Origin of the sequence: Qaidamihabitans albus (genome assembly GCF_016464705.1) — a bacterium.
Lineage (GTDB): Bacteria > Actinomycetota > Actinomycetes > Mycobacteriales > Pseudonocardiaceae > Qaidamihabitans > Qaidamihabitans albus.
Genome location: NZ_JAEHOB010000010.1, coordinates 142,625 through 168,106, shown reverse-complemented (window position 1 = coordinate 168,106; position 25,482 = coordinate 142,625). Strand labels below are relative to the sequence as shown.

The 25,482-nt window shown below is 72.1% G+C and carries 25 protein-coding genes; 24 read left to right on the top strand and 1 reads right to left on the bottom strand.

The window, feature by feature from the left end:
- Window positions 1-16 precede the first annotated feature (16 nt).
- The 15 genes from JAP66_RS20160 to JAP66_RS20090 all read left to right on the top strand — a co-directional run bounded on the left by JAP66_RS20160 (window position 17) and on the right by JAP66_RS20090 (window position 17,244).
- Window positions 17-1,051 (top strand): MCE family protein, encoded by a 1,035-nt coding sequence (locus JAP66_RS20160; RefSeq protein WP_199433351.1) that lies wholly within the window; start codon window positions 17-19, stop codon window positions 1,049-1,051.
- Window positions 1,048-2,079, top strand: a complete 1,032-nt coding sequence (locus JAP66_RS20155) for an MCE family protein (protein WP_199433350.1) — start codon at window positions 1,048-1,050, stop codon at window positions 2,077-2,079. Before JAP66_RS20160 ends, JAP66_RS20155 begins: the two co-directional genes overlap by 4 nt.
- Window positions 2,076-3,272: an MCE family protein gene (locus JAP66_RS20150; RefSeq protein ID WP_199433349.1), complete on the top strand. Its 1,197-nt coding sequence runs from the start codon at window positions 2,076-2,078 to the stop codon at window positions 3,270-3,272. Before JAP66_RS20155 ends, JAP66_RS20150 begins: the two co-directional genes overlap by 4 nt.
- Complete coding sequence (locus tag JAP66_RS20145; RefSeq protein WP_199433348.1) at window positions 3,269-4,450, top strand: MCE family protein; 1,182 nt, start codon at window positions 3,269-3,271, stop codon at window positions 4,448-4,450. The genes JAP66_RS20150 and JAP66_RS20145 overlap by 4 nt, the downstream gene beginning before the upstream one ends.
- On the top strand, window positions 4,450-5,703 hold the full coding sequence (locus tag JAP66_RS20140) for an MCE family protein (RefSeq protein WP_199433347.1): 1,254 nt from the start codon (window positions 4,450-4,452) through the stop codon (window positions 5,701-5,703). The genes JAP66_RS20145 and JAP66_RS20140 overlap by 1 nt, the downstream gene beginning before the upstream one ends.
- Entirely contained in the window at window positions 5,700-6,182 is a 483-nt protein-coding gene (locus JAP66_RS20135; protein ID WP_199433346.1) for an Rv1363c family protein, read from the top strand. Before JAP66_RS20140 ends, JAP66_RS20135 begins: the two co-directional genes overlap by 4 nt.
- Window positions 6,179-6,703: a hypothetical protein gene (locus tag JAP66_RS20130; RefSeq protein WP_199433345.1), complete on the top strand. Its 525-nt coding sequence runs from the start codon at window positions 6,179-6,181 to the stop codon at window positions 6,701-6,703. Before JAP66_RS20135 ends, JAP66_RS20130 begins: the two co-directional genes overlap by 4 nt.
- Before the next feature lie 143 nt (window positions 6,704-6,846).
- A complete protein-coding gene (locus JAP66_RS20125) occupies window positions 6,847-8,445 on the top strand; it encodes a UDP-N-acetylmuramoyl-L-alanyl-D-glutamate--2,6-diaminopimelate ligase (protein ID WP_199433344.1) in 1,599 nt (532 codons plus the stop codon).
- Window positions 8,442-9,917, top strand: coding sequence for a UDP-N-acetylmuramoyl-tripeptide--D-alanyl-D-alanine ligase (locus tag JAP66_RS20120; protein WP_199433343.1), 1,476 nt, complete (start codon window positions 8,442-8,444; stop codon window positions 9,915-9,917). The genes JAP66_RS20125 and JAP66_RS20120 overlap by 4 nt, the downstream gene beginning before the upstream one ends.
- Window positions 9,914-10,999, top strand: a complete 1,086-nt coding sequence (mraY, locus tag JAP66_RS20115; RefSeq protein WP_199433342.1) for a phospho-N-acetylmuramoyl-pentapeptide-transferase — start codon at window positions 9,914-9,916, stop codon at window positions 10,997-10,999. The genes JAP66_RS20120 and mraY overlap by 4 nt, the downstream gene beginning before the upstream one ends.
- Window positions 11,000-11,036: 37 nt before the next feature.
- Window positions 11,037-12,437 carry a UDP-N-acetylmuramoyl-L-alanine--D-glutamate ligase gene (murD, locus tag JAP66_RS20110; RefSeq protein ID WP_210770412.1) on the top strand — a complete coding sequence of 467 codons (1,401 nt, stop codon included), beginning with the start codon at window positions 11,037-11,039 and terminating at the stop codon, window positions 12,435-12,437.
- Complete coding sequence (gene ftsW, locus JAP66_RS20105; RefSeq protein ID WP_199433340.1) at window positions 12,424-13,899, top strand: putative lipid II flippase FtsW; 1,476 nt, start codon at window positions 12,424-12,426, stop codon at window positions 13,897-13,899. Before murD ends, ftsW begins: the two co-directional genes overlap by 14 nt.
- Window positions 13,896-15,020 carry an undecaprenyldiphospho-muramoylpentapeptide beta-N-acetylglucosaminyltransferase gene (gene murG / locus JAP66_RS20100; protein WP_199433339.1) on the top strand — a complete coding sequence of 375 codons (1,125 nt, stop codon included), beginning with the start codon at window positions 13,896-13,898 and terminating at the stop codon, window positions 15,018-15,020. The genes ftsW and murG overlap by 4 nt, the downstream gene beginning before the upstream one ends.
- A complete protein-coding gene (gene murC / locus JAP66_RS20095; RefSeq protein ID WP_199433338.1) occupies window positions 15,017-16,438 on the top strand; it encodes a UDP-N-acetylmuramate--L-alanine ligase in 1,422 nt (473 codons plus the stop codon). The genes murG and murC overlap by 4 nt, the downstream gene beginning before the upstream one ends.
- A gap of 8 nt (window positions 16,439-16,446) precedes the next feature.
- Window positions 16,447-17,244, top strand: a complete 798-nt coding sequence (locus JAP66_RS20090) for a cell division protein FtsQ/DivIB (protein ID WP_199433337.1) — start codon at window positions 16,447-16,449, stop codon at window positions 17,242-17,244.
- On the opposite strand, the gene JAP66_RS20085 is transcribed toward JAP66_RS20090, so the two are convergent.
- Window positions 17,239-17,817 carry a GNAT family N-acetyltransferase gene (locus tag JAP66_RS20085; protein ID WP_199433336.1) on the bottom strand — a complete coding sequence of 193 codons (579 nt, stop codon included), beginning with the start codon at window positions 17,815-17,817 and terminating at the stop codon, window positions 17,239-17,241. The genes JAP66_RS20090 and JAP66_RS20085 overlap by 6 nt on opposite strands.
- 132 nt (window positions 17,818-17,949) lie before the next feature.
- On the opposite strand from JAP66_RS20085, the gene JAP66_RS20080 reads away from it, so the two are divergent.
- The 9 genes from JAP66_RS20080 (at window position 17,950) to JAP66_RS20040 (ending at window position 25,468) form a co-directional block, all read left to right on the top strand.
- Window positions 17,950-19,218 (top strand): NAD(P)/FAD-dependent oxidoreductase, encoded by a 1,269-nt coding sequence (locus tag JAP66_RS20080; protein WP_199433335.1) that lies wholly within the window; start codon window positions 17,950-17,952, stop codon window positions 19,216-19,218.
- The gene (locus tag JAP66_RS20075) at window positions 19,212-19,940 is read left to right on the top strand and encodes a DUF1365 domain-containing protein (protein ID WP_199433334.1); all 729 of its coding nucleotides are present in this window, start codon (window positions 19,212-19,214) and stop codon (window positions 19,938-19,940) included. The genes JAP66_RS20080 and JAP66_RS20075 overlap by 7 nt, the downstream gene beginning before the upstream one ends.
- Window positions 19,933-20,535, top strand: a complete 603-nt coding sequence (gene sigK / locus JAP66_RS20070; protein ID WP_199433333.1) for an ECF RNA polymerase sigma factor SigK — start codon at window positions 19,933-19,935, stop codon at window positions 20,533-20,535. The genes JAP66_RS20075 and sigK overlap by 8 nt, the downstream gene beginning before the upstream one ends.
- Window positions 20,532-21,308 (top strand): anti-sigma factor, encoded by a 777-nt coding sequence (locus JAP66_RS20065; protein ID WP_199433332.1) that lies wholly within the window; start codon window positions 20,532-20,534, stop codon window positions 21,306-21,308. Before sigK ends, JAP66_RS20065 begins: the two co-directional genes overlap by 4 nt.
- 248 nt (window positions 21,309-21,556) lie before the next feature.
- Window positions 21,557-22,882 carry a cell division protein FtsZ gene (ftsZ, locus tag JAP66_RS20060; RefSeq protein ID WP_199433331.1) on the top strand — a complete coding sequence of 442 codons (1,326 nt, stop codon included), beginning with the start codon at window positions 21,557-21,559 and terminating at the stop codon, window positions 22,880-22,882.
- Between the two features lie 102 nt (window positions 22,883-22,984).
- Window positions 22,985-23,689: a peptidoglycan editing factor PgeF gene (pgeF, locus tag JAP66_RS20055; RefSeq protein WP_199433330.1), complete on the top strand. Its 705-nt coding sequence runs from the start codon at window positions 22,985-22,987 to the stop codon at window positions 23,687-23,689.
- 35 nt (window positions 23,690-23,724) lie between these two features.
- On the top strand, window positions 23,725-24,468 hold the full coding sequence (locus tag JAP66_RS20050) for a YggS family pyridoxal phosphate-dependent enzyme (protein WP_199433411.1): 744 nt from the start codon (window positions 23,725-23,727) through the stop codon (window positions 24,466-24,468).
- A 78-nt stretch (window positions 24,469-24,546) separates the two neighbouring features.
- A complete protein-coding gene (locus JAP66_RS20045) occupies window positions 24,547-25,152 on the top strand; it encodes a cell division protein SepF (protein WP_199433329.1) in 606 nt (201 codons plus the stop codon).
- A 31-nt stretch (window positions 25,153-25,183) separates the two neighbouring features.
- The gene (locus JAP66_RS20040; RefSeq protein WP_199433328.1) at window positions 25,184-25,468 is read left to right on the top strand and encodes a YggT family protein; all 285 of its coding nucleotides are present in this window, start codon (window positions 25,184-25,186) and stop codon (window positions 25,466-25,468) included.
- Window positions 25,469-25,482 lie beyond the last annotated feature (14 nt).

The following is a 25,482-nucleotide window of genomic DNA, read 5'->3' as shown; positions in this document are numbered from 1 at the left end:
GAAATCCCGGGGAACAATGAGATCGATCTGGCCGCCACTGCTCAAGATCGGGGTCTTCGCCGCGGTCACCGTGCTGCTCACGGCCGTGCTGGGAGCGACGATCGCGAACACCAACTTCGGCCCGGCCTCCGGCTACACCGCGCTGTTCACCGACGTCTCGGGGCTGCGCGAAGGCGACGACGTCCGCATCGTCGGCGTGAAGGTGGGCCAGGTCGACCTGATCACGGTCACCGAGGACCACCTCGCCGAGGTCCACTTCCAGGTCGAGTCGGTGCGCAGCCTGCCTGCCGACGTGACCGCCACCGTCAAGTACCGCAACCTGATCGGCCAGCGCTACCTCTCGCTCGGCACCGACGTCGCGGGCGAGGAGAAGCTGGCGGCGGGCGCGCAGATCCCCGTCGAGCGCACCCAGCCCGCGCTCAACCTCACGGTGCTGTTCAACGGGTTCAAGCCACTGTTCGAGGCACTGAACCCGAAGGAGGTCAACCAGCTGTCCTACGAGATCATCCAGGTGCTTCAGGGGGAGGGCGGCACGATCCGCAGCCTGCTCGCGCACACGGCGTCCGTCACGTCGACGCTCGCGGACAAGGACGAGGTGATCGGCCAGGTCATCGGCAACCTCAACCAGGTGCTCGGCACGATCAACGAACGCGGCCCCCGCGTCGGTGAGCTGATCGACGCGACCCAGCAGCTCGTGACCGGCCTGGCCGAGCAGCGGAAGCCGATCGGCGACGCCGTTTCGGCACTCGGTGAGCTGACCGACACCACCGCGGGACTGCTCACCGACGCGCGGCCGCCGCTGAAGCAGGACATTGCCGCGCTCGGCGAACTGTCGGGCAACCTGGCCGATTCCGAGGAGCTGCTCGAACACCTGCTCCAGGTCATGCCGAGCAATCTGGAGAAGTTCACTCGAACGCTGAGCTACGGGAGCTGGTTCAACTACTACCTCTGCGGGCTCACCGGCACGATCGGCGTCTCGTCGCTGAACATCACGATGCCGTGGCTGCCGCTTCCCGCGACCGAGCAGCCGGAGAGGTGCAAGACCTCATGAAACCCCTCAGGGAAAGGAACCAGGCCACCGTCGGCGCGGTGACGCTCGTGCTCGTCGTGCTCGTCACGCTGACCGTGTACTACTCCGACGACCTGCCACTGCTCGGTAACGGCACCACCTACTCCGCGCGCTTCGCCGAGTCGGCGGGGCTCGCGCCCGGTAACGAGGTGCAGGTGGCCGGGGTGAAGGTCGGCGAGGTGGACGACGCCGTGCTGGACGGCAAGAAGGTGCTGGTCACGTTCACGGTGGAGGGAACAAGGGTCGGGGAGGCGAGCACGGCCGCCATCGAGATCAAGACCCTGATGGGCGAGAAGTTCCTCGCGCTGCGGCCCCGCGGTGAGGGCACGCAGAACCCGGACGAGCCGATCCCGCTCGAACGCACCAGCTCCCCTTACGAGATCCAGGACGTGTTCACCGACCTCACCGGGACCGTCGGCGACATCGACACCGACCAGCTCGCGCGGAGCTTCGACGTGATCTCCGAAAGCCTGCGCGACACCCCGCAGCACATGAAGGACGCCCTGAACGGTCTGTCCGCGCTGGCGCGCACGGTGTCCTCGCGCGACGACGAACTGGCGCGACTGCTGTCCAACACCAGCCAGGTGTCGAAGACGCTGTCCGACCGCAACACCCAGCTGCGGCAGGTGATCGAGGACGGCAACCTGCTGCTGTCGGAGCTGCAGAGCCGCGAGCAGGCGATCGACGCGCTGCTGAGCGGCACCCGGCGGCTGTCGGCGGAGCTGTCGGGGCTGGTCGCCGACAACCGGGAGCAGCTCGCGCCGACGCTGCGGCAGCTCGGCACCGTCACGGACCTGCTGCAGCGAAACCAGGACAACCTCAACCGCAGCCTCGAACTGCTCGCACCGTTCACCCGGATCGGCGCGAACGCGACCGGCAACGGGCGCTGGTTCGAGGGCTACATCTGCGGCCTGCTGCCGCCGGTGATCACCGCGGGCGGGGTGCAGATCAACCCCGAGGGTTGCTCGCCGCCCGTCGCCGCGGAGAACCAGGGGGTGGACAACCCGTGACGATCAAGACGCGGACGGAACGCAGCCTCTACAGCTGGTTCGCGCTGGCCTGCGTGGCCGTGCTCGTACTCGCCACCGGCATGTGGTGGGTGCTGCGGGACTCCGGCGGGCCGCGGTTGAGCGCGTACTTCGGCAAGACGGTCGGGCTCTACGAGGGTTCGTCCGTGCGAGTGCTCGGCATCGACGTCGGCGAGATCACCGCGGTGACCCCGCAGGGCGGCGCGGTTCGTGTCGACATGAGCCTCGACCCCGGGGTGCAGCTGCCCGCCGACGCCGGTGCCGTGGTGGTGGCGCCGAGCCTGGTCAGTGACCGGTACGTGCAGCTGACCCCGGCCTACGACACGGGCCCTGTCCTGGAGACCGGCGCGGTGATCCCGAAGGAACGCACCGCCACCCCGGTGGAGCTCGACGACCTCTACAACAGCCTGAACGAGCTTTCGACCAGCCTCGGCCCGGACGGCGCCAACTCCTCCGGCGCACTGTCGGACGTGCTGGACACGGCGGCCGCCAACCTGGAGGGCAACGGGCGCAACCTCAACGACACCGTCGCCGACCTCGCCGAGCTGTCCCGCACGCTCGAAGGGTCGAAGGGCGACCTGTTCGCCACCGTGCGCAACCTGCAGTCGTTCACCACGATGCTCGCCAGGAGCGACACGCAGCTGAACGAGTTCTACGACCGGCTGGCCGACGTCGCGGGTTTCCTCGCGGAGGACTCCGCCGAGGTGTCCGCCGCACTGTCCGAACTGGGCGGCTCGCTCGGCGACGTACAGCAGTTCGTCAGCGAGAACCGGGAGCTGCTCTCGGACAACCTCGACAAGCTGGCCGGCATCACGGGCGTGCTGGTGGATCAGCGGGCCGCGCTGGCCGAGATACTCGACGTCGGGCCCACCGGCATGACGAACTTCATCAACACCTACGACGCGGCGTCCGGCAGCATCCAGGTGCGCTACAACGCCAACGAGATCGCCCACCCGCTGGTGCAGACCCTGTGCCGGCTGGTGAGCGCGGGCACCCCGGCCCAGCTGCCCGACGCGCTCGGGGCGCTGTGCGAGTCGCTGGCCCCGGTGCTCGACGGCACGCTGAAGCTGCCATCGCTGCCGCAGACCCTGTCGTCGCTGCAGCGGGGCGAGTTGCCGCCCCTGCCGCTTCCGCTCGTGGACCTGCTCACCACGCCGCTGGACGGTGGCCGATGAGGCGGCTGGCGGTGGCCCTGATGGCGAGCGTCCTGCTGCTCGCCGGCTGCGGGGACGGCGGGTTCTCCGGGCTCTACAACGCGCCGCTGCCGGGCGGTGCCGACATCGGCGAGCACCCGTACCGGATCACCGCGCGGTTCTCCGACGTGCTGGACCTGGTGCCGCAGGCCGGGGTCAAGGTGAACGACGTCCCGGTGGGCAGGGTCGAGAAGGTGGAGCTCGCCGAGGACACGAAGTCGGCGATCGTCACCATGATCGTCAACGGGGACGTGGCACTGCCCGCGAACGCGGCGGCCGAGCTGCGCCAGTCGAGCCTGCTCGGCGAGAAGTTCGTCGAGCTGCGGGAGCCGGCCGGGGAGCCGGCGAGCGGCCGGCTCAGTGACGGCGCGGAGATCCCGCTCGCGCGCACGAATCGCAACGCCGAGGTGGAGGAGGTGCTCGGCGCGCTGTCGCTGCTGCTCAACGGTGGCGGCATCGACCAGCTGCAGAACATCGTCCGGGAACTCAACAGCGCGCTGTCCGGCAACGAGGCGGACATCCGTGCGCTACTGTCCAGAGTGGACGAGCTCGCCACCGAGCTGGACGGCCAGAAGGGCGAGATCGTCCGCGCGATCGACGGGCTGAACCGGCTCTCCAGCACACTCGTCGCGCAGACCGGCGATCTCAACAACGCGCTCGACAACCTGGCGCCGGGGCTGCGGATCGTCACCGCGCAGCGCGATCAGCTCGTCGGGATGCTGCAGGCGCTCGACTCGCTGTCCGGCGTGGCCGTCGACACGGTGCGGCAGAGCCGCGACGAGCTCATCGGCAACCTGCGTGCGCTGCAACCCACGCTGCGCAAGCTCGCCGAGGCGGGCGAGAACCTGCCGATCGCCCTGCAGATTCTGCCGACCTACCCGTTCCCGGACGTGGCGGGCGCCGTGATCAAGGGCGACTACGCGAACGTGACCGCCCGTGTCGACCTGAACCTCGACTCGCTGGTGCAGAACTTCACCAGCTCGTCGCAGCCGCCGCTCCAGCCGCCTCCCGACCTCGCCGACACGCTGAACCCGCTGCCGCTCGACTCCGACCCCGGCGGCTCGCCCGCCCCGGCGCTGCCGCTGCCGCGGACCGAGCCGCCGGCGGGGGACTCCCGTGGGCTCGGCGGCCTGCTCGGCAGCCTGCTCGGAGGTGGCTGATGCTCTCCGGAAAGCACCGGCTCAAGCTGCTCGCGTTCCTGGTGATCGCCGTGGCGTCCGTGGTCTACGCCGGCGGCAACTACGCCGGGCTCGACCGGCTGTTCGGAACCCGCGGCTACGCGGTGCTCGCGCAGCTGCGCGACTCCGGCGGCATCTTCGTCAACGCGGAGGTCACCTACCGCGGGGTTGCGGTCGGCAAGGTCGCGGAGATGAACCTCACCGAGCGCGGTGTCGAGCTCACCCTGGACATCGACTCGGATTCCCCGCCGATCCCGGCGGACACCGGGGCGGTGGTGGCGAACCGGTCGGCGGTGGGTGAGCAATATGTCGACCTGGTGCCGGAGCACGAGAACGGCCCGTACCTGTCGGAGGGCTCGGTGATCGAGCAGCAGCGGACGTCGATCCCGCTGTCGCCGGACACCGTGCTGTCCAACCTGGACCGGCTGGTGACCAGTGTGGACACCGAGTCGCTGCGCACCGTCGTCGACGAGACCTACGAGGCGTTCGCCGACGCCGGGCCGGATCTGGGTGAGCTGCTCGACACCGCGGGCTCGTTCACGGAAACGGCGACCGAGAACCTGCCGCAGACCAGGGCGCTGCTCTCCGACGGCCGGATCGTGCTGGACACCCAGCAACGGCAGGCCGACGACATCACCGCACTGGCCGGCGGGCTGCGCACGATCGCGGAACGGCTGAAGGCGGCCGATCCCGACCTGCGCACGGTGATCGACGAGGCACCGAAGCTCAGCCGTGAGGTCAGCAGCGTGCTGGCCGAGTCGGGAACGGACGCGGGAGTGGTGCTCGCCAACCTGCTGACCACCTCGCGGATCACCACGGCCCGCACGGACGCGATCGAGCAACTGCTCGTCGCCTACCCGGTGATCTCCGCGTTCACCCGCTCGGTGACGTCCAACGGCGAGGGGCATCTCGGGTTCGTTCTCAACCTGTTCGACCCGCCCTCGTGCACCAAGGGCTACGAGGGCACCCGGCAGCGCCCCGCCAACGACACCAGCGAGGCACCGCCCAACACCGGCGCCTACTGCGCCGAGCCGCCGGGCAGCCCGATCGGCGTGCGCGGGGCGCAGAACGCGCCGTACGCGGGCAACCCGGTGGACGTGCCTACCGCGGCCGAGCAGCAGCAGCCGCCGTCGCCGCACGGCGAGCCACGGCAGGACACCCTGCCCGGTGTGCTCGGACTGGCGACCGGATCGGGGCCGGTGGACGTCGGCCGGCTGCTGGGGTTGCCGGAATGAGGGTGCTCGCCACGCTGGCCGTGCTCGCCGTGCTCGCGGCGGGCTGGTCCGGCTGGTCGTGGTGGAGTGCCGCGCAGGACGAGGGGCTCGCGGTCGCGGGGGAGCGCGACGCGGTGCTGGCGGCGGTGTCGGACGCGCTGGTGGCGCTGCACACCATCGACCACCGCACCGCGGCCGCGGACGTCGACCGGTGGGTCGAGGTGAGCACCGGCCGGCTCGGTGCGGACCTGTCCGGTGACCGCCAGTTGCAGCTCGACCGTGCCGAGGGCACGAAGACCGTGGCGACCGCGACGCTGCTGGACGCGGCGGTCACCGAGCTGGACCACGAGGCGGGCACGGCGCGGCTTGGCGCGGTCCTCGACGTCCGGGTGAGCGCGCACGGGGACCCGCCCGCGGAACACCGCAGCCGCCTGACTGTGGCGGCGGAGCGAACCGAGCGGGGCTGGAAGGTGAGTGACGTCCAGGCGGCCGGGCCATGAGCGAACGTGCGGCGCAGGGCAGGCGTGCGACGGTGCTGGCGGCGCTCGCGGCGGTCGTCGTGCTCGGGATCGGGGCCGCGGTGTGGGCCGGGCTGGAGGCCTCACGGCTGCGGGAGCCCGGCGGCAACGTGGCCCTCGCCGACGAGGCGGCGACCCGCGAGGTCACCGACCAGGTCGGCGCGGGCCTGAAGGCGGTCTTCTCCTACGACTACAACAACCTGGCGCGCACCGAACGGGCCGCGGAGCGGGTGCTCGTCGGCAAGGCGGTCGGCCAGTACCGCGAGCGGTTCGCCGCGGCCAGGGAGCAGGCCGTGCGCAAGCGGCTGGTGCACACCACGACCGTTCGCTCGATCGGGGTCAAGGAGCTGCGCGGCGACACCGCACGTGTCCTCGTCTTCCTCGGCCAGCAGACGCTGGCCGAGGGCGAGCAGGCGCGGCAGGATCCGGTCACCGCCGTGCTGCGCGTGGTGGCCGAGAAGAACGGTGGCCGCTGGCAGATCGCCGAACTCACGACCCTCTGACCCGTGTCCGCGCTCTGTGCGCACGTGTCCGCGCCGCACGCGCCCGGCAGCCGTGCGAGACGCGCGGACACGCGTACGGGGAGCGCGGACACGGTGGCCAGGGCGGGCGAATCGGCGGAGTGCGCCGCCGGTAGCCTTCCGGCGTGTCTGTCAACCACGACGGGCCTGCCACGCCCGGGAGGCAGGTCCCGGACAGCCCGGCGAAGGTCGTCGCCGCGCCGCCTCGACCGAGCCTGATCGAGCCGGTGCCGCTCACGACCGTCGTGGCGCGTGCCGATGCCCGCCTCATCGCGGACCCGGGCGCGCCCGAGGTCGCGGTCACCGGCGCCACGCTGCGAGCCCACCAGGTGCTTCCCGGTGACCTCTTCGCCGCGCTGCCCGGCGCCCGCACGCACGGCGCCGACTTCGCGGCGGAGGCGATCGCCGCGGGCGCCGCGGCGGTGCTCACCGACGAGGCCGGTGCCGAACGGCGTGCGCTGGTGGAGGCCGACGTGCCGGTGCTCGTGCACGCCGACCCGCGTGGCGTGCTCGGTTCGGTGGCGGCCTGGATCTACGGCGAGCCGTCGCTGAAACTGTCCGTGCTCGGCGTCACCGGCACGTCCGGCAAGACGACCACCGCCTACCTCGTGGAGGCCGGCCTGCGGGCCGCAGGGCGTACGACCGGCCTCATCGGCACCGTGGAGACCCGTATTGCGGGTGAGCGCATCACCAGCGCGTTCACGACGCCGGAGGCGCCCGACCTCCAGGCGTTGTTCGCCGTGATGGTCGAGAACGGCGTCACGCACGTGCCGATGGAGGTTTCCAGCCACGCGCTGGCGCTGGGCAGGGTGAACGGCACCCGGTTCGCCGTCGGCGCGTTCACCAACCTCTCCCAGGACCACCTGGACTTCCACCGCGACATGGAGGAGTACTTCGCCGCCAAGTCGCTGCTGTTCGACGGCCGCTCGACCATCGAGGCCGTCGTGATCGACAGCGCGTGGGGCCAGGCGCTGGTGACCCCGCAGACCGTCACCGCCTCGACCGAGCCGGAGACGCAGGCCGCCTGGCGCGCCACCGACATCGCGATCACCCCGGCCGGGGAGCAGTCCTTCGTGCTGCACGGCCCGGACGGCAGCAGCGCGGCGGCGACCCTGCCGCTGCCAGGCGAGTTCAACGTCGCCAACGCCGTGCTGGCCGCCGCGATCCTGGACAGCGCCGGTGTGTCCCTCGACCAGATCGTGACCGGCCTCGCCACCGTCGAGGTCCCCGGCCGGATGGAACGCGTCTACCTGGGCCAGCCGTTCACCGCGGTCGTCGACTACGCGCACAAGCCCGCCGCCGTCACGCAGGCGCTGCAGGCCCTGCGCACCCGCACCAACGGCCGCATCATCACCGTGCTCGGCTGCGGCGGCGACCGCGACACCGCGAAGCGCCCGATGATGGGCGAGGCCGCCGCGCGCGGCAGCGACCTGGTCATCGTCACCGACGACAACCCGCGCAGCGAGGACCCCGCCGTGATCCGGGCGGCCATGCTCGCCGGGGCCCGCACGGTCGAGCCTGCCCACGGCGGTGAGGTCATCGAGGTGCCCGACCGGCGCGCGGCGATCGCCGCCGCGGTCGAGCACGCTGAGGCGGGCGACGTCGTGCTGGTCGCCGGGAAGGGGCACGAGACGGGACAGGAGGTCCAGGGTGTCGTGCACCCGTTCTCCGACCGCGACGAGCTGGAGGCGGCCATCCGGGAGAAACTCGAGGTGAACGTGTGATCGCGCTGAGCCTGGCCGAGATCGCCGAGATCGTGGGCGGCCGGCTGCACCGCACGGACGGCGCCGAGCGGGTGACCGGCGGGGTCGAGTTCGACTCGCGGCGGCTCACCGAGGGTGGCCTGTTCGTCGCCCTGCCCGGTGAGCACGTCGACGGGCACGCCTTCGCGGCGCGGGCCGTCGCGGACGGCGCGGCCGGGGTGCTCGCCGCCAGGGAGGTCGACGCGCCCGCGGTCGTGGTGCCTCCGCTGCCACCGGGCCAGGCCCACGAGCGCTCCGTCGCCCTCGCCGGGGACACCGACGGCTCCGGCGCCGCGGTGCTCGCCGCGCTGGCCACGCTGGCGCGGCACGTCGTCACCGAGCTGTCCCGGGACGAGCTCACGGTCGTGGGTGTCACCGGCTCCTCGGGCAAGACCTCGACGAAGGACCTGATCGCACAGCTGCTGGAACCGCTCGGCCCGACAGTCGCCCCGCCCGGCTCGTTCAACAACGAGCTCGGCCACCCGTGGACCGCGCTGCGGGCCGACGAGACGACCCGGCATCTCGTGCTGGAGCTCTCCGCGCGCGGCCCGGGGCACATCGCCGAGCTCGCCGCGGTCGCGCCGCCCCGGATCGGGGTGGTGCTCAACGTCGGCAGCGCGCACGTCGGCGAGTTCGGTTCGCGCGAGGGCATCGCCAAGACCAAGGGTGAGCTGGTGGAGGCGCTGCCGGAGGACGGTGTCGCCGTGCTCAACGTGGACGACCCCCTCGTGGCGGCGATGGCGAGCCGCACGCGCGCCAGGGTGGTCGGGGTCGGGGAGGGGCCCGCCGCCACCGTCCGGGCCGCCGACGTGACGCTCGACGAGCAGGCCCGCGCGTCGTTCCGGCTGGTCACGCCGGCCGGCGAGGCAGCCGTCACGCTTCCGCTGTTCGGCGAGCACCACATCGGCAACGCGCTCGCCGCGGTGGCCGTCGCGCTGGAGCTCGGTTGTCCCGTCGCCGAGGTCGCGCGGCGGTTGAGCGCGGTCGAGCGCCGCTCCGCAAGGCGGATGGAGGTCCGCACCCGCACCGACGGCGTCACCGTCGTCAACGACTCGTACAACGCCAACCCGGAGTCGACGCGCGCGGCGCTCAAGACGCTCGCGTCCATGTCGGCGAGGCGGCGACGATCTTGGGCCGTCCTCGGTGTGATGGGCGAACTGGGTGCCGATAGCGTGTCCGCGCACGACGAGATCGGCCGGCTCGCCGTCCGGCTCAACATCAGCCGGCTCGTGGTCGTCGGCGGCGGTGACCCGGCGGTCGCCGCCATGCACCACGGCGCGAGCCACGAGGGTTCTTGGGGAGAGGAGTCGGTCCTGGTGCCCGACACCGACGCCGCGCTCGCGCTGCTGCACGAGGAGTTGCGTCCCGACGACATCGTCCTGGTGAAGGCCTCCAAGGTCGCCGAGCTGTGGCGCGTGGCGGACGCGCTGCTCGGGGAGGGCGGTCACGCGTGATCAGCATCCTGATCGCGGCCTCGATCGGCCTGCTGGTCTCCATCCTGTTCACCCCGTACCTCATCCGCGCCTTCTCGCGGCAGGGCTTCGGGCAGGAGATCCGCGAGGAGGGCCCGCAGGGGCACAAGTCCAAGCGCGGCACGCCGACGATGGGCGGCGTGGCCATCATCGTCGCGATGGTGGTCGGCTATTTCGCCGCCCACGTCATCGACTGGCTGCGCGGCTCCCGCAACGACGGTCCCACCGCGTCCGGCCTGCTGGTGCTCTTCCTCGCCGTCGCGCTGGGCCTCGTCGGCTTCCTCGACGACTTCATCAAGATCCGCAAGCAGCGCAACCTCGGGCTGAACAAGACGGCCAAGCTCGTCGGGCAGCTGGTCGTGGCGGTCGCGTTCGGCATCCTGGTGCTCCAGTTCGCCGACGAGAACGGGCTCACGCCCGCGTCGCAGAACCTGTCGTACGTGCGGGACCTGACGCTCATCTTCATGCCCGTCCCGATCTTCATCATCTTCACCTACCTGCTGATCTCCGCCTGGTCGAACGCGGTGAACTTCACCGACGGCCTGGACGGGCTCGCGGGCGGCGCGGCGGCGATGGTGCTGGCCACCTACGTGGTCATCTCCTTCTGGCAGGCGAGGCTGAGCTGCGTGGAGACGCCCCAGGCGGCCTGTTACGACGTACGTGACCCGCTCGACCTGGCCGTGGTGGCCGCCGCGGCGACCGGCGCCTGTGTCGGCTTCCTGTGGTGGAACGCCGCGCCGGCGAAGATCTTCATGGGCGACACCGGCTCGCTGGCCCTCGGCGGGCTCGTCGCAGGGCTGTCCATGACCACCCGCACGGAGCTGCTCGCGATCGTCATCGGCGGCCTGTTCGTGGTCGAGATGATCTCGGTGGTCGCGCAGATCGCGGTGTTCCGCACCACCCGGCGCAGGCTGTTCCGGATGGCGCCGTTCCATCATCACTTCGAGCTGGCCGGCTGGGCCGAGACCACCGTGATCATCCGGTTCTGGTTGCTCGCGGCGATCTGCTGCATGTTCGGACTCGGCCTGTTCTACAGCGAGCAGCTGGGGCTCGGCGGAGGCTAGCGGCCCGGTGAGCGAGCGAGGGACGAGCGAGGCGAAGTTGACGACGGAACTGGCCGGACGCCATGTCCTGGTCGCCGGTGCCGGGGTCACCGGCCGGTCGGTGACCACCGCGCTGGCCGGCACCGGCGCGGTCGTGACGGTGACCGACGGCGACGCCGCGCGGCTCGCCGAGCTGGAGGGCCTCGACGCGCACCTCGTGCCCGGGCTCACCGAGCCACCGGAGGGCACCTCGCTCGTGGTGACCAGCCCCGGCTGGCGGCCCACCGCGCCGCTGCTGGTCGCGGCGTCCGCCGCCGGCATCGAGGTGATCGGGGACGTGGAGCTGGCCTGGCGGATCGGCCGGGACCGCGAGCGCCCGCCGGTGTGGCTCGCGGTGACCGGCACCAACGGCAAGACCACCACCGTCGGCATGCTGGAGGCGATCCTGCGCGCCGCCGGGCTCGACGCCGTGGCCTGCGGCAACGTCGGCTTCGCGGTTCTCGACGCTGTGCTCGCCGGGCACGAGGTGCTCGCGGTCGAGCTGTCCAGCTTCCAGCTGCACTGGTCGAGCACGCTCGCGCCCCGCGCGTCCGTGGTGCTCAACGTCGCCGAGGACCATCTCGACTGGCACGGCTCGCTCGCCGACTACGCGGCGGCGAAGGGGACCGTCCACGAGCGGGCCGGCACGGTCGTGCACAACGTGGCCGAGGAGTGGTCGCGGAGGCTGGCCGACTCCTGCGCGCCCGCGGGCGCCACCCGGGTCGGCTTCACCCTCGACGCGCCGCGTCCCGGCGAGCTCGGCGTCGTCGAGGACCTGCTGGTGGACCGCGCGTTCGTCCCGGATCCGGCCCATCGCGCCGAGGAACTCGGCTGCCTGGCCGACGTCCGCCCGCCCGGCCCGCACAACGTCGCCAACGCGCTCGCCGCGGCGGCGCTGGCGCGGGCGTGCGGTGTGCGCACGGAGGCGGTGGCGAAGGGGCTGCGCGCGTTCCGTCCCGGCGCCCACCGCGCCGTCGAGGTCGCCGAGATCGACGGCGTCCGCTACGTCAACGACTCGAAGGCCACCAACCCGCACGCCGCCGTGGGATCGCTGCTCGCGCACCGGCACGTCGTGTGGATCGCGGGCGGCCAGCTCAAGGGCGCCTCGGTCGACGAGCTGGTCGCCACGGCCGCCGGGCGCCTGCGCGGCGTGGTGCTGCTCGGTGCGGACGCCGAGGTGATCAACGCCGCTGTGGCGCGACACGCGCCGGATGTCCCGGTGAAGCGGCTCCGTCCGGGTGACGATGAGCCCATGACTGCGGCGGTGAGTGCGGCCCGTGCCCTGGCGCGACCCGGGGATGTCGTGCTGCTCGCACCCGCCGCCGCGTCGCTGGACATGTTCCGCGACTACGGCGAGCGCGGTGACGCGTTCGCCGACGCGGTCGGCGCGCTACGGGGACGTCCCGGTGACGGTGGTTGACGACGCCCGCGAGAACCAACGGCGGCGGGAGCGCGGTCAGCGCCGCTCCCGGGAACGGGCCGAGCGCGGCTTCGCGGCGGTCCGCACCACGCTCACCGCGTGGCTGTCCCGTCCGCTCGCCGACTTCCACCTGATCCTCGCGACGTGCGGCACGCTCGGCGTGATCGGCATCGTCATGGTGCTCTCGGCCTCCTCGGTCACCTCGTACAACCCGGAGAACGACGCGTCGGTATACGCGCTGTTCCAGAAGCACCTCCTGTTCGCCGTGGTCGGCATGATCGTGTTCTGGCTCGGCGTGCGCGTGCCGCTGCGCCGGATCCGGCAGTTGTCGTCCACCGGGATGGTCGGCTGCCTCGGGCTGCTCGCGCTCGTGCTGACGCCGCTGGGCACCAACGTGAACGGTTCGCAGGGCTGGTTCGTGCTCGGGCCGCTCTCGCTACAACCGGTCGAGGTGGCCAAGGTCGCGCTGGCGCTGTGGGGCGCGCACATCTTGGTGACCAAGTACAACGTGCTGCACCAGTGGCGGCACCTGCTGGTGCCGTTGCTGCCCGCGGCGCTGCTCATGTTCGCCCTGGTCATGGCGCAGCCGGACCTCGGCGGCACGATCACGCTCGGCGTGGTGCTCGTCGCGCTGCTCTGGTTCGCCGGAGCGCCGAAGCGGCTGTTCGCCGTGATCATCGCGAGCGGGCTGGCCGGGGTGGTGGTGCTCGCGCTGGTCGCTCAGTACCGGCTCGACCGGATCATGACCTTCCTCAATCCCGACGCCGATCCGCTCGGCAAGGGGCTGCAGGCCAACCAGGCCCTGTACGCACTCGCCGACGGCGGGCTGTTCGGCAAGGGGCTCGGCCAGGGCCAGTCCAAGTGGATGTACCTGCCCAACGTGCAGCACGACTTCATCTTCGCGCTGATCGGCGAGGAGCTCGGCTTCGTCGGCTGCATCGTGGTGATCGGCCTGTTCGGCCTGCTCGCCTCGGTCGGCCTGCGCATCGCGGTACGCAACCTGGATCCGTGGATCCGCATCGTCGCGGGCACGCTGACCGTCTGGCTGGTCGCGCAGGCGGCCATCAACATCGGCTACGTCGTGGGCCTGCTGCCGGTCACCGGGGTCACGCTGCCGATGATCTCCTACGGCGGCACCTCGCTGATCGTGACGATGCTGCTGTTCGGCATCCTCGCCAACTGCGCGCGGCACGAGCCCGAGGCGGTGGCGGCGCTGCGCACGCAGGGGCCGGGTAAGTTCGGGCGCCTGATGCGGCTGCCCGCACCGGACCCGTACCGGCCGCCCGCGAAGCGCCGGGGCGGTGGCCGCGGGAGCGCCGCGAAGGGCGGCCGTCCGGCGGCGCGCAGCGCTCGCTCGGCTTCGGCGCCCGACCGCAGGCGGGCCGCGCCGGAGTACGGTCGACGTGCCACGCAGCGTGGCGTGGGCAGACGGGGAACTGCAACGCGGAGAGGACGCAGGTGAGCGAGCCGGTTAACCGGACGGAGCGGAGTGCGGCGCGCGGGGCGCCCACCGTGGTGGTCGCCGGTGGTGGCACGGCGGGGCACATCGAACCCGCCCTCGCGCTCGCCGACGCGGTGAAACGGCTGCGGCCGGACGCGTCGGTGGTGGCGCTGGGCACGGAGCGCGGGCTGGAGAGCAGGCTCGTGCCCGCGCGGGGATACCCGCTCGAGCTGATCCCGCCGGTGCCGATGCCCCGCAAACCCACCGCGGACCTGCTGCGGCTGCCGCTGCGGGTGCGCGACTCGGTGCGGCGCACCCGGCAGGTGCTCGACCGGGTCGGCGCGGACGTCGTCGTCGGCTTCGGCGGCTACGTCGCCCTGCCCGCCTACCTCGCCGCCCGGGGCCGCGTGCCGATCGTGGTGCACGAGGCCAACAAGCACGCGGGGCTGGCGAACAAGGTCGGCGCCCGGTTCGCCCGGCGGGTCGCGGTCGCGGTGCCCGGCACCACCCTGCCCGGTGCGGAGGTTGTCGGCATCCCGCTGCGGAGCTCGATCACCGGGCTCGACCGCCCCGGCCTGCGGGCCGAGGCGCGCGCCCATTTCGGGCTCGACCCGGACGCGCCCACCCTGCTGGTGTTCGGCGGCTCGCAGGGCGCCCGCTCGCTCAACGTCGCGGTGTCCGGTGCCGCCAAGGAACTGGCCGACGCCGGGATCGGCGTGCTGCACGCGCACGGGCCGAAGAACACGCTCGCCGTGCAGGAGTTCCCCGGCCGTCCCGCCTACGTGCCCGTGTCGTACCTGGAACGGATGGACCTGGCCTACGCCGCCGCCGACATGGTGCTGTGCCGGTCCGGTGCCATGACCGTGGCCGAGGTGTCGGCGGTCGGCCTGCCCGCGGTGTTCGTGCCGCTGCCGCACGGCAACGGTGAGCAGGCGCTGAACGCCCAGCCCGCGGTCGACGCGGGCGCGGCGCTGCTGGTCGACGACGCGGAGCTGACCCCGGCCGGAGTGGCCGAGCTGGTGGTACCCCTGGTCACGGACGCCGACCGGGTGGGGAAGATGAGTGCGGCGGCGGTCGGTCTCGGTCACCGGGAAGCCGACGAGGTACTGGCCAGGATGGTGCTGGAGGCGGCTGGGACATGACAGAGCAGACGAGCACGGACGTTCCCGAGGCGCTGCGGCGGGCACACCTGATCGGCATCGGCGGAGCAGGCATGAGCGGGATCGCCAGGATCCTGCTGGCCCGCGGCGCGCGGGTGTCCGGGTCCGACGCCAAGGACTCGCGGGCCTTCCTCACCCTGCGCGCGCAGGGCGCCGAGATCGCCGTTGGACAGCACGCGGACAACCTCGACGCGCTGCCGGGCGGGCCGAGTGCGGTGGTGGTGTCGACCGCCATCAGGGAGACCAACCCGGAGCTGGTGGCCGCGCGCGAACGCGGCATCCCGGTGCTGCACCGGGCCGAGGCGCTGGCCGGGCTCATGGAGGGGCACCGGGTCGCGTGCATCGCGGGGACGCACGGCAAGACGTCGACCACGTCCATGCTCACCGTCGCGTTGCAGCAGTGCCGGCTGGACCCCTCGTTCGCGATCGGCGGTGACCTCAACGAGTCCGGCGCCAACGCCCATCACGGTGAAGGGGGCGTGTTCGTCGCGGAGGCCGACGAGAGCGACGGCTCGTTCCTGACCTACTCGCCGTCGGTGGCCGTGGTGACCAACATCGAGCCCGACCACCTCGACCACCACGGCACCGCCGAGGCCTACGTCGCGGTGTTCGCCGAGTTCGCGCGCCGCATCGAGCCGGGCGGGGTGCTCATCGTGTGCGGTGACGACGCGCCCGCCGCCGAGCTGGCGGCCCGCGCCGAGGCCGACGGGGTCCGGGTGCGCCGCTACGGCCGTTCGGCCGGCGGCGAGGGCGACGCGTGCGTGCTCGCCTACGTCCCCGGCGAGGACGGCGGCACGGCACGGATCTCGCTGGGCGGCGAGGAGATCGAGGTCCGCGTGGCGGTGCCGGGTGAGCACATGGCGTTCAACGCGGTCGCCGCGCTGCTCGCCGGGCTGGAGCTGGGTGCGCCGGTCGACGGTCTCATCCAGGGGCTCGCGGCGTTCGGCGGCGTTCGCAGGCGGTTCGAGTTCAAGGGCCGCGCCGGTGACGTGCGGGTCTACGACGACTACGCGCATCACCCGACGGAGGTCGCCGCGCAACTGAAGGCGGTGCGGCACGCGGCGGGTCTCGGCCGGGTGGTCGTCGTGTTCCAGCCGCACTTGTACTCGCGCACCAGGGCGTTCTCCCGCGAGTTCGCCGAGGCGCTCGGGCTCGCCGACGAGGTCGTGGTGCTGGATGTCTACGGTGCGCGGGAGGAACCGGAGCCCGGCGTGACCGGTGAGCTGGTCGCCCGCGAGATCACCGGCGCGAACGTGCACTACGAACCGGCGTTCGACCGTGCCGTCGGGCTGGCCGCCGACCTGGTCAAGCCTGGTGACCTGCTGGTGACGATGGGGGCCGGTGACGTCACCCAGCTCGGCCCCGAGATCCTCACCGAGCTGGACCGCCGCGGCGAGTAGGACCGCAGATGACCACGACCAGGCAGCGCACGACCCGCGGGCGCAGGCCGCCGCGGCGGGAGGACGGTCCCGCGCCGCGCAGCAACCGTGGTCGCCGGCCGGACAGTTCCAGGGCGAGGACCGGCAACAGCCCGGCCCGGCGGAAGGTCCTGCGCCGGCGCTGGGTCGCGGTGCTGAGCGTGCTGACCGTGGCCGGGGTGGCCTACGTGCTGTTGTTCACCTCCATGTTCGGCGTGCGCTCGGTCGAGGTCAGCGGGGCCGAGACGGTGTCCGCGGAGGCGATCCGCTCGGTGGCGAAGGTGCCCGAGCAGCGGGCGATGCTGCGGGTGGACACCGACGCGATCCGCGACCGGGTCGCCACCCTGCCCGCCGTCGCGACGGTCGTGGTGGCGCGCTCGTGGCCGTCGACGATCGAGATCACCGTCACCGAGCGAAGCCCGATCGGCTTCTACGACACCGGCGAGTCACTGCACCTGGTGGACGGCGGTGGTGTCGTCTACAAGGAGGTCGCCGAGCCGCCGAAGGGCCTGCCGGAGCTGCGGCTGGCGAGGGTCGGCCCGGACGATCCCGCGACGCGGGCGGTGACGGCGGTGCTCGGCACGCTCCCGCACGAGCTGCGCGAGCGGGTCACGTCCGCCGGTGCGCAGACCGCGCACGGTGTCGAGTTCACTCTGGACAGCGGCAAGTCGGTGCGGTGGGGAGACGTCGGGCAGAGCGAGCGCAAGGCGAAGGTGCTGGGCGTGCTGCTGACCCGGAAGGGCCAGACCTACGACGTGTCGAGTCCCGAGCTGCCCACCGTCTCATGACGGACGGGAGTGGCGATCCGGCCCGGCCCAGTCGATCCGGTGCAGCTCGTACTCCACCTCGCCGTGCTCGGCGCCGTCGATGGGTTCGTCCCACCGCGGGTAGAAGGTCCGCACGTACCTCAGGCCGGCCTTCTCCAGCACCCGGCGCGATGCGAGGTTGACCGCCATCGTCTCGGCGAACACCCGTCGCACGCCGAGTTCGGTGAACCCCTTGCGGATCAGCGCGCGGGTTCCCTCGGTGGCGTAGCCCCGGCCCCAGCTCGCCGCGCGCAGGCGGTAACCGAGTTCGGCGTCCCCGCTGCTGTCGTTGTCCGGTGGCCGCAGCGCGAACCAGCCAAGGAACTCCCCCGTGGACCGTTCGATCGCGGCCCAGCGCCCTGCCGGGCCGCGGTCGTACTCGCACAGGATGCCGGGCAGGACCTCGTTCTCGATCACCGCCCGCGGAGTCGGCTTGCCGCCGGTGAGCAGGCGCATCACCTCGGGGTCGCCGTCCAGCCGGACCAGGTCGTCCACGTCGGCCTCGGTGAACCGGCGCAGCGTGAGCCTGCCGGTCTCCAGAACGACGCGCGGCATCGGCTCCTCCGGCGGCGTGGCAACGGCGGTGACGCTCGTGAGTGCGCACGCGAGTTCTAACTCGGCTGCGCACTCACGAGCGGAGTGGGGTACGGCACCAATCCGGGCCGCCGGTGGCGCCGAAACACCAGTGTGCACACTACGGGAGAACGTGTCGGGGTCATCGGCGCCGGGGTCGCCGGCCTGACCGCCGCCTACCTGCTTCAGCGCCGCTACGACGTCCTGCTTTTCGAGGCCGACGACCGTCTCGGCGGGCACGCGCACACCCACGACGTGCCGAGTGCCCGCGGCGGCATGGTCGGCGTGGACTCCGGTTTCATCGTCCACAACGAACGGACCTACCCGCGCCTGCTGCGGCTGTTCGGTGAGCTGGGTGTCCGCACCCAGGACGCCGAGATGTCGATGAGCGTCCGGTGCGCGGGCTGCGGCCTCGAGTACGCGGGAGGACGCGGACCCGGCGGAGTCCTCGCCCGTCCGCGTAACGCGGTGAACGGCGACTTCCTCCGGATGCTCGCCGAGGTCAGGCGGTTCCACCGGCACGCGGAGCGGGTGCTGCGTGCCCCGGAGGCCGGAGACGTGCCGATCGGCGCCTTCCTCGCCGTCGGCGGCTACAGCCGCTACTTCGCCGACCACTTCCTGCTCCCGCTCGTGTCCACTGTCTGGTCGGCCGACCGTGCCGACACGCTTCGCTATCCGGCGCGCTACCTGTTCGAGTTCCTGCGCAACCACGGCATGCTCGCCGTCACCGGTTCGCCGCGCTGGCGCACCGTCACCGGCGGGTCCCGCGAGTACGTCGAGCGCGCCGCCAAGCAGCTCACCGCGGTGCACCTGTCCACCCCGGTGCGGGCGCTGCGGCGCACCGCACGCGGCGTGGAGATCCGGGACGACGTCGGCAATCCCCATCTCGTCGACCGCGTGGTGGTCGCGACGCACGCCGACCAGGCGCTGCGGCTGCTCGCCGACCCGAGCCCGGCCGAGCGGGAGGTGCTCGGCGCGTTCCGTTACTCCCGCAACGAGGCATGGCTGCACACCGACGCGTCCGTGCTGCCGTCGGCGCCTGGCGCGCGGGCGGCGTGGAACTACACGGCCACCGGCTGCGGCGCCGACCACGGTGCCGCAGGAGTCAGCTACGACATGAACCGGCTGATGCGGCTCACCGAGCCCGCCCGGCACGTCGTCACGCTCAACCCGGCCACGCCGCCGCCCGCGCACACGGTCATCTCGCGCATCGAGTACGAGCACCCGGTCTACACCCCGGAGTCGGTGGCCGCGCAGCGGCGCCTTCCCGGCCTCGGTGACGGCGTGCTCGCCTACGCGGGCGCCTATCACGGCTGGGGTTTCCACGAGGACGGCTGCGCCTCCGGGGCGCGCGCCGCGGCATCGCTGGGGGCACCGTGGTGACCCCGGCGCTCTACGACGCCACGGTCGCGCACGTGCGGCGGATCGCCCCGCCGCTGTCCTTTGCGCACCGGTTCTACCTGTGGCTGGTCGACCTCGACGATCCGCCACGGCTGCCGCGCGGCCTGCGCGCGTTCGCCCGCTTCGACGGACGCGACCACTTCGCCCCTGGCGACGCCCGCGGGATCCGCGTGAAGCTCGACGAGTGGCTGGCCGGACGCGGTGTCGACCTCGCGGGCGGGCGCGTGCTCATGCTGACCGGCGCGCGCGTGCTCGGGCACGTCTTCAACCCGATCACCGTCTACTGGTGCCACCGGCCCGGCGGGGAGCCGGCCTGCGTCGTCGCCGAGGTGCACAACACCCACGGCGGCAGGCACGCCTACCTGCTCTTCCCGGACGAACGTGGCGCGGCCCGCGCGGACAAGGAGTTCTTCGTGTCGCCGTTCCAGTCGATGGCGGGGCAGTACCGGATGCACCTCCCGCGCCCGGACGCGCTGCTGGCCGCGACCGTGACCCTGCGCAGCGACGGCGAGGTCGCGCTGACCGCCACGCTGCGTGGTGTGCGCGTCCCCGCGACCCCCGCCGCCCTGCTGCGTATGCTGCTGTGCAGGCCGTTCGTTCCGCAGCGGGTCTCGGTGCTGATCCGCCGGCATGGAGCCGGGCTGTGGTCGCGCCGTGCGCCGAGGCCACGCGTGAGGAGCAGGCTTGGAGCACTCGATGGATGACCCGGTACGGCGGCCGACGCCGGTCAGGGACAGCGGGCCGCCCGAGGGCCCGACGGCGGAGGAGCTGCTGGTCGAGGTCGCCAAGGGCGACGAGCGGGCGTTCGAGCAGCTCTACGACCGTCTCGCCGGCCCGGTCTTCGGGCTGGTTCGCCGCATCCTGCGGGACCACGCGCAGTCGGAGGAGGTCGCGCAGGAGGTCCTCGTCGAGCTGTGGCGTACCGCCACCAGGTACTCGCCCGACAAGGGCAGCGCGCTGAACTGGGCGATGACGCTCGCGCACCGGCGGGCCGTCGACCGGGTGCGCTCGGCGAGGGCGAGTACCGACCGGGAGCAGCGGGCCACGTTCGAGGCTGGCCGCGGCAGGCCGTTCGACGAGGTGTCGGAGGCGGTCACGGCGAGCTGGGAGCGCCAGCAGGTGCGCCGCTGCCTGTCCCACCTGACCGAGCTGCAGCGCGAGTCCGTGCTGCTCGCCTACTACCAGGGGTACACCTACCGCGAGGTCGCGGAGGTCCTTTCGGCCCCGCAGGGAACGATCAAGACACGCCTGCGCGACGGGTTGATCCGGTTGCGAGACTGCCTGGGGGTGACGGCATGACATCGCCCGACATGCACACGCTTGCCGGAGCGTACGCGCTCGACGCGCTGGACGAGCACGAGCGTGCCCGCTTCCGGCGGCATCTCCAGGAATGCCCGGCGTGCTCCGAGGAGGTCCGGGAGCTGCAGGCCACGGCCGGACGGCTCGGGGCCGCGTCGGCCGAGGAGCCGCCGCCCGGGCTCAAGGGGCGGGTGCTCGCCGAGATTCGCGAGACCCGGCAGCAGGCGCCCTCGGCAGGTCCGGACCCGCAGGAGCGGTCGCGCCGCAGCGCCGGCCCGCCGCGCTGGTTACTCGGCCTCGCGGCGGCGGCCACGGTGGTGGGCCTCGCGCTGGCTGGGGTGTTCGGCGGCGTCGCACTGCACACACAGAACCAGCTGGAGAGCGCGCAGGAACGGATGGAGCAGACGAGGGAGCGGTACGAGCCGGTCAGCGACCTGCTGACCGCGCCGGATCTGCGGACGATGCAGGCGGAGACCTCCATCGGCGGGTCCGCGACCGTGCTGGTCTCCCAGTCGCGGAACGCGATGATGGTGCTGGGTTCGGAGCTGCCGCCGCACGATCCGGGGCACGACTACGAGTTGTGGATGCTGGGCCCGGGAGACGAGCTGCGCTCGGCGGGCGTGCTGCCCGCGCCGAGCGAACCCGGCTCGCTCGTGCTGGCGGAGGGCGTGGACAACACCGAAGCGGTGGCGATCACCGTCGAACCCGCGGGTGGCTCCCCGACGGGCGAGCCGTCGACGCCGCCGATTCTGAAGGTCGACATGCCCGCGTGAGTCCGCTTGACTGTGCGGTGGGCGTGGCGGTGGGAAAACGCTGTGGCGAAACACGTTTGCGACACACGGCGTGGCTGCTGGATTCGCGCCTTCCTGATGCCTACCGTCCTGCATACGTTGGTAGTTGACATAACTCTAAGCCTCGACTTGAGGTTGAGAGTTTCCCAGGGAAGAAGAGCTTTCGGCCCCAGGCGTCGACATCCAGCGGAGGCAGGAACAGCACCACCACGATCAGGAAGGCGGATCCGATGACGCCCCCGCACAATTACCTCGCGGTGATCAAGGTCGTCGGCATCGGCGGCGGCGGCGTGAACGCCGTGAATCGCATGATCGAGGTCGGCCTGAAGGGCGTCGAGTTCATCGCGGTGAACACCGACGCACAGGCACTGCTGATGTCCGATGCCGACGTCAAGCTCGACATCGGCCGGGAACTGACCCGTGGCCTCGGTGCCGGAGCCGCCCCGGATGTCGGCCAGAAGGCCGCCGAGGATCACCGCGAGGAGATCGAAGAGGTCCTCAAGGGCGCCGACATGGTGTTCGTGACCGCCGGTGAGGGCGGTGGCACCGGTACCGGTGGCGCGCCCGTGGTGGGCCAGATCGCCCGCAAGCTCGGCGCGCTCACGATCGGTGTGGTCACCCGGCCGTTCTCGTTCGAGGGCAAGCGCCGCGGCCGGCAGGCCGAGGACGGTATACAAGCCCTCCGCAACGAGTGCGACACGCTGATCGTCATCCCCAACGACCGGCTGCTTCAGCTGGGGGACATCGGCGTCTCGCTCATGGACGCGTTCCGCTCGGCGGACGAGGTCCTGCTCTCCGGTGTCCAGGGCATCACCGACCTCATCACCACGCCCGGTCTCATCAACCTCGACTTCGCCGACGTCAAGAGCGTGATGTCGGGGGCGGGCAGCGCGCTGATGGGCATCGGCTCCGCGCGAGGCGAGGGCCGTGCCGTGCAGGCCGCCGAGAAGGCGATCAACTCGCCACTGCTCGAGGCGTCGATGGACGGTGCGCACGGCGCCCTGCTGTCGATCGCCGGTGGATCGGACCTGGGGCTGTTCGAGATCAACGAGGCCGCCTCCCTCGTGCAGGAGTCCGCGCACCCCGAGGCCAACATCATCTTCGGCACGATCATCGACGACTCCCTCGGCGACGAGGTGCGCGTGACGGTGATCGCGGCCGGCTTCGACGCCGGCACGCCGACGCACAAGAAGCTGGATCCCGCCGCTTTCGGCTCTGGTTCCCGCGGTTCCACCGCCACGGCCGAGGCCGGCCAGGTCGGGGGCGGCGCGCCTCCCGCGGGCCAGCCGCGGCCGGCTGGTGGCCAGCAACAGCCCGCCGCGGAGAGCGGCGGTTACCCGGCATCCGGCGGCCAGCGGCCGCAGGTCCCCGCCACGGGCAACGGCCACCCGCCGCAGTCGGGAACGCTCCCGCCGCAGCAGGGCACCGGGCGCGGCTACCCGCCGCCCGCGTCGTCCGCGCCGCGTGGCCAGGGCAGCCTGCCTGGCCGGGCGATGCCGGTCACCGACGACCCGTCCGACGACGACGTCGACGTGCCCCCGTTCATGCGCAGGTAGCCCGGGCACGTGGCTGCTCGCACCGGACCGGCGGTCGATAGGCTCGCGGAGGTTCGGTCGGCCGGGGCAGGCCGGAGTCGGCGCAGTGGAGAGGTTGCTGTCTTGCGCATCCGTCGGGTGGTCACGACCAGGGCGGGCGGTGAGTCCCGGCCGCCCTTCGACTCCTTCAACCTCGGCGGCCATGTCGGTGACGACCCGGCGGCCGTGGCGGCCAACCGCAGGCGGATGGCCGCGGAGCTCGGACTGCGCGAGGACCGGTTCGCGTGGATGGAGCAGGTGCACGGACGCACGGTGACGATCGTCGACGGCACCGAGCGACGGCCTGCCGAGGCCACCGATGCGCTGGTCACGGCACGCCCCGGGGTCGCACTGGTGGTGCTCGTCGCCGACTGCGTCCCGGTACTGCTCGGTGACCCGGAGGCCGGTGTGGTCGCCGCCGTGCACGCCGGGCGTGTCGGGGTCCGGGTGGGCGTGGTGCCCGCCGCACTGGAGGCGATGCGTTCGGTGGGCGCCCAGCCGCACCGCGTCGATGCCCTGCTCGGTCCCGCCATCTGCGGCCAGTGTTACGAGGTCCCGCGGGACATGGCCGACGACGTCGAGGCACACGTGCCCGGCACCGCGTGCCGCACCCACAAGGGAACGCCGGGCCTGGACCTGCGGGCAGGGCTGTGGCGACAGCTCGCCGACTCCGGCGTCGGCCGGATCGGCACCGACCCGCGGTGCACCGCCGAGGACGAGAACCTGTTCAGTCACCGCAGACAGCGGCCAACCGGCAGGCTCGCGGCGGTGACCTGGATCGAGGTCTGAGGACGGCGGCCGTGCCGGAAGCGGGGGAAGTGAGCATGCAGGACCATGCCGGGGCCCGGCGGGCGGAGCTCGCCGACGCGCTCGCCGCCGTCCGTGACCGCATCGACCGCGCGTGTGCGGCGGCGGGCCGGGCGCCGGGGGAGGTGCGGCTGCTGGCGGTCACGAAGACGTTCCCGGCCTACGACGCCGCCCTGCTCGCCGATCTCGGCGTGACCGATCTCGCGGAGAACCGCGACCAGGAGGCGGCGGGAAAGGTCCGCGAGGTCGCGGGCCTGCGTCCGGATACGCCGATCCGGTGGCACATGGTCGGCAGGCTGCAGCGCAACAAGGCGCGGTCGGTCGCCCGGTGGGCGGCGGAGGTGCAGTCGGTCGACTCGCCACGGCTCGTCGCTGCGCTGGCCCGCTCGGTGCGGACCGCGGTGGAGGCAGGCGAGCGGGAAGGCCCGCTCGATGTGCTGCTGCAGGCGAGCCTCGATGCCGCCCCGGGTCGCGGCGGCTGCCCGCTGGACGAGCTCGGCCGCCTCGCCGCGAGTGTCACCCACGAGGGTGACTTTCTGCGGCTTCGTGGCCTGATGGCCGTGGCGCCGCTCGGCGTCGATCCGGAACCGGAGTTCGCCCGGCTCGCGGTCGCGGCGGAGGGGCTGCGGCGCGATCATCCGGAGGCCACCGAGGTCTCCGCTGGTATGAGCGGTGATCTCGAGCAAGCGGTGGCCCACGGCTCCACGTGTGTGCGTGTCGGAACCGCGTTGCTCGGCGGTCGCGGTCTAGCCTCGCCGTAGACGGTTCACCCAGCGGCGTCCGCGCGCGTGACTCAGCGTCAAGGGGTGGGGCGAAGGCCGCGAGGGCGAAGGAGAGGCATGAGCGCGCTGCAGAAGCTGAAGGCCTACTTCGGGATGGTCCCTGCCGAGGACGAGTACGACTTCGACGACGAGTACCGGCGCGGCTACGCCGAGGACGGCTACAACCCCTATGACGCCTACGACGAGCCGCAGCCTCGGCGGACGCGCACCCGTTACCACGTCATGGACGAGTTCGACGAGCCGGAGCCGCCGGTGCGCGGCCGCCGCGGAATGGTGCCGAGTGACACATCGGTGCACGGCGCGCTGGCGGTCGACCGTCAGCCCGAGCCCGTCTCGCGGCTGCGGTCGGTGCCCGAGCCGTCACGTGCGCCCTCGCGGGACCCGCTGAGCCGGATAGTCACTCTGCACCCGACCAGTTACGCAGAGGCACGGGAGATCGGGGAGGCCTACCGCGACGGGCTCCCGGTGATCATGAATCTCACCGAGATGGAGAACGCGGACGCCAAGCGGCTGGTCGACTTCGCGGCCGGGCTGGCGTTCGCGCTGCACGGCTCGATGGACAAGGTGACCAACAAGGTGTTCTTGCTCTCACCTCCCGATGTCGACGTGACGGCCGAGGACCGTCGGCGCATCGCGGAGGGCGGGTTCTTCCTCCGCCACTGAGCCCGGGGCGGACGTATGGCAAAGTGGTGTCGTGAACGCGGTCTTGCTCATCCTGTATTTCCTGCTCTTCGGCTTCTGGCTCCTGCTAACGGCCCGTATCGTGGTGGAGCTCGTGCGCGCGTTCGCTCGCGAGTGGCGTCCGTCGGGAGGGGTTGCGGTCGCGCTCGAGACCATCTACACAGTGACCGACCCACCAGTCCGTTTGGTCCGCCGGATTATTCCGGTGGTGCGGATCGGCGGCGTCGGACTGGACTTATCGATTATGGTGCTGCTGTTGGTTGTGTTCATACTGATGCAACTGGCGTATCCCGGGTGACGGGGACGGGGACC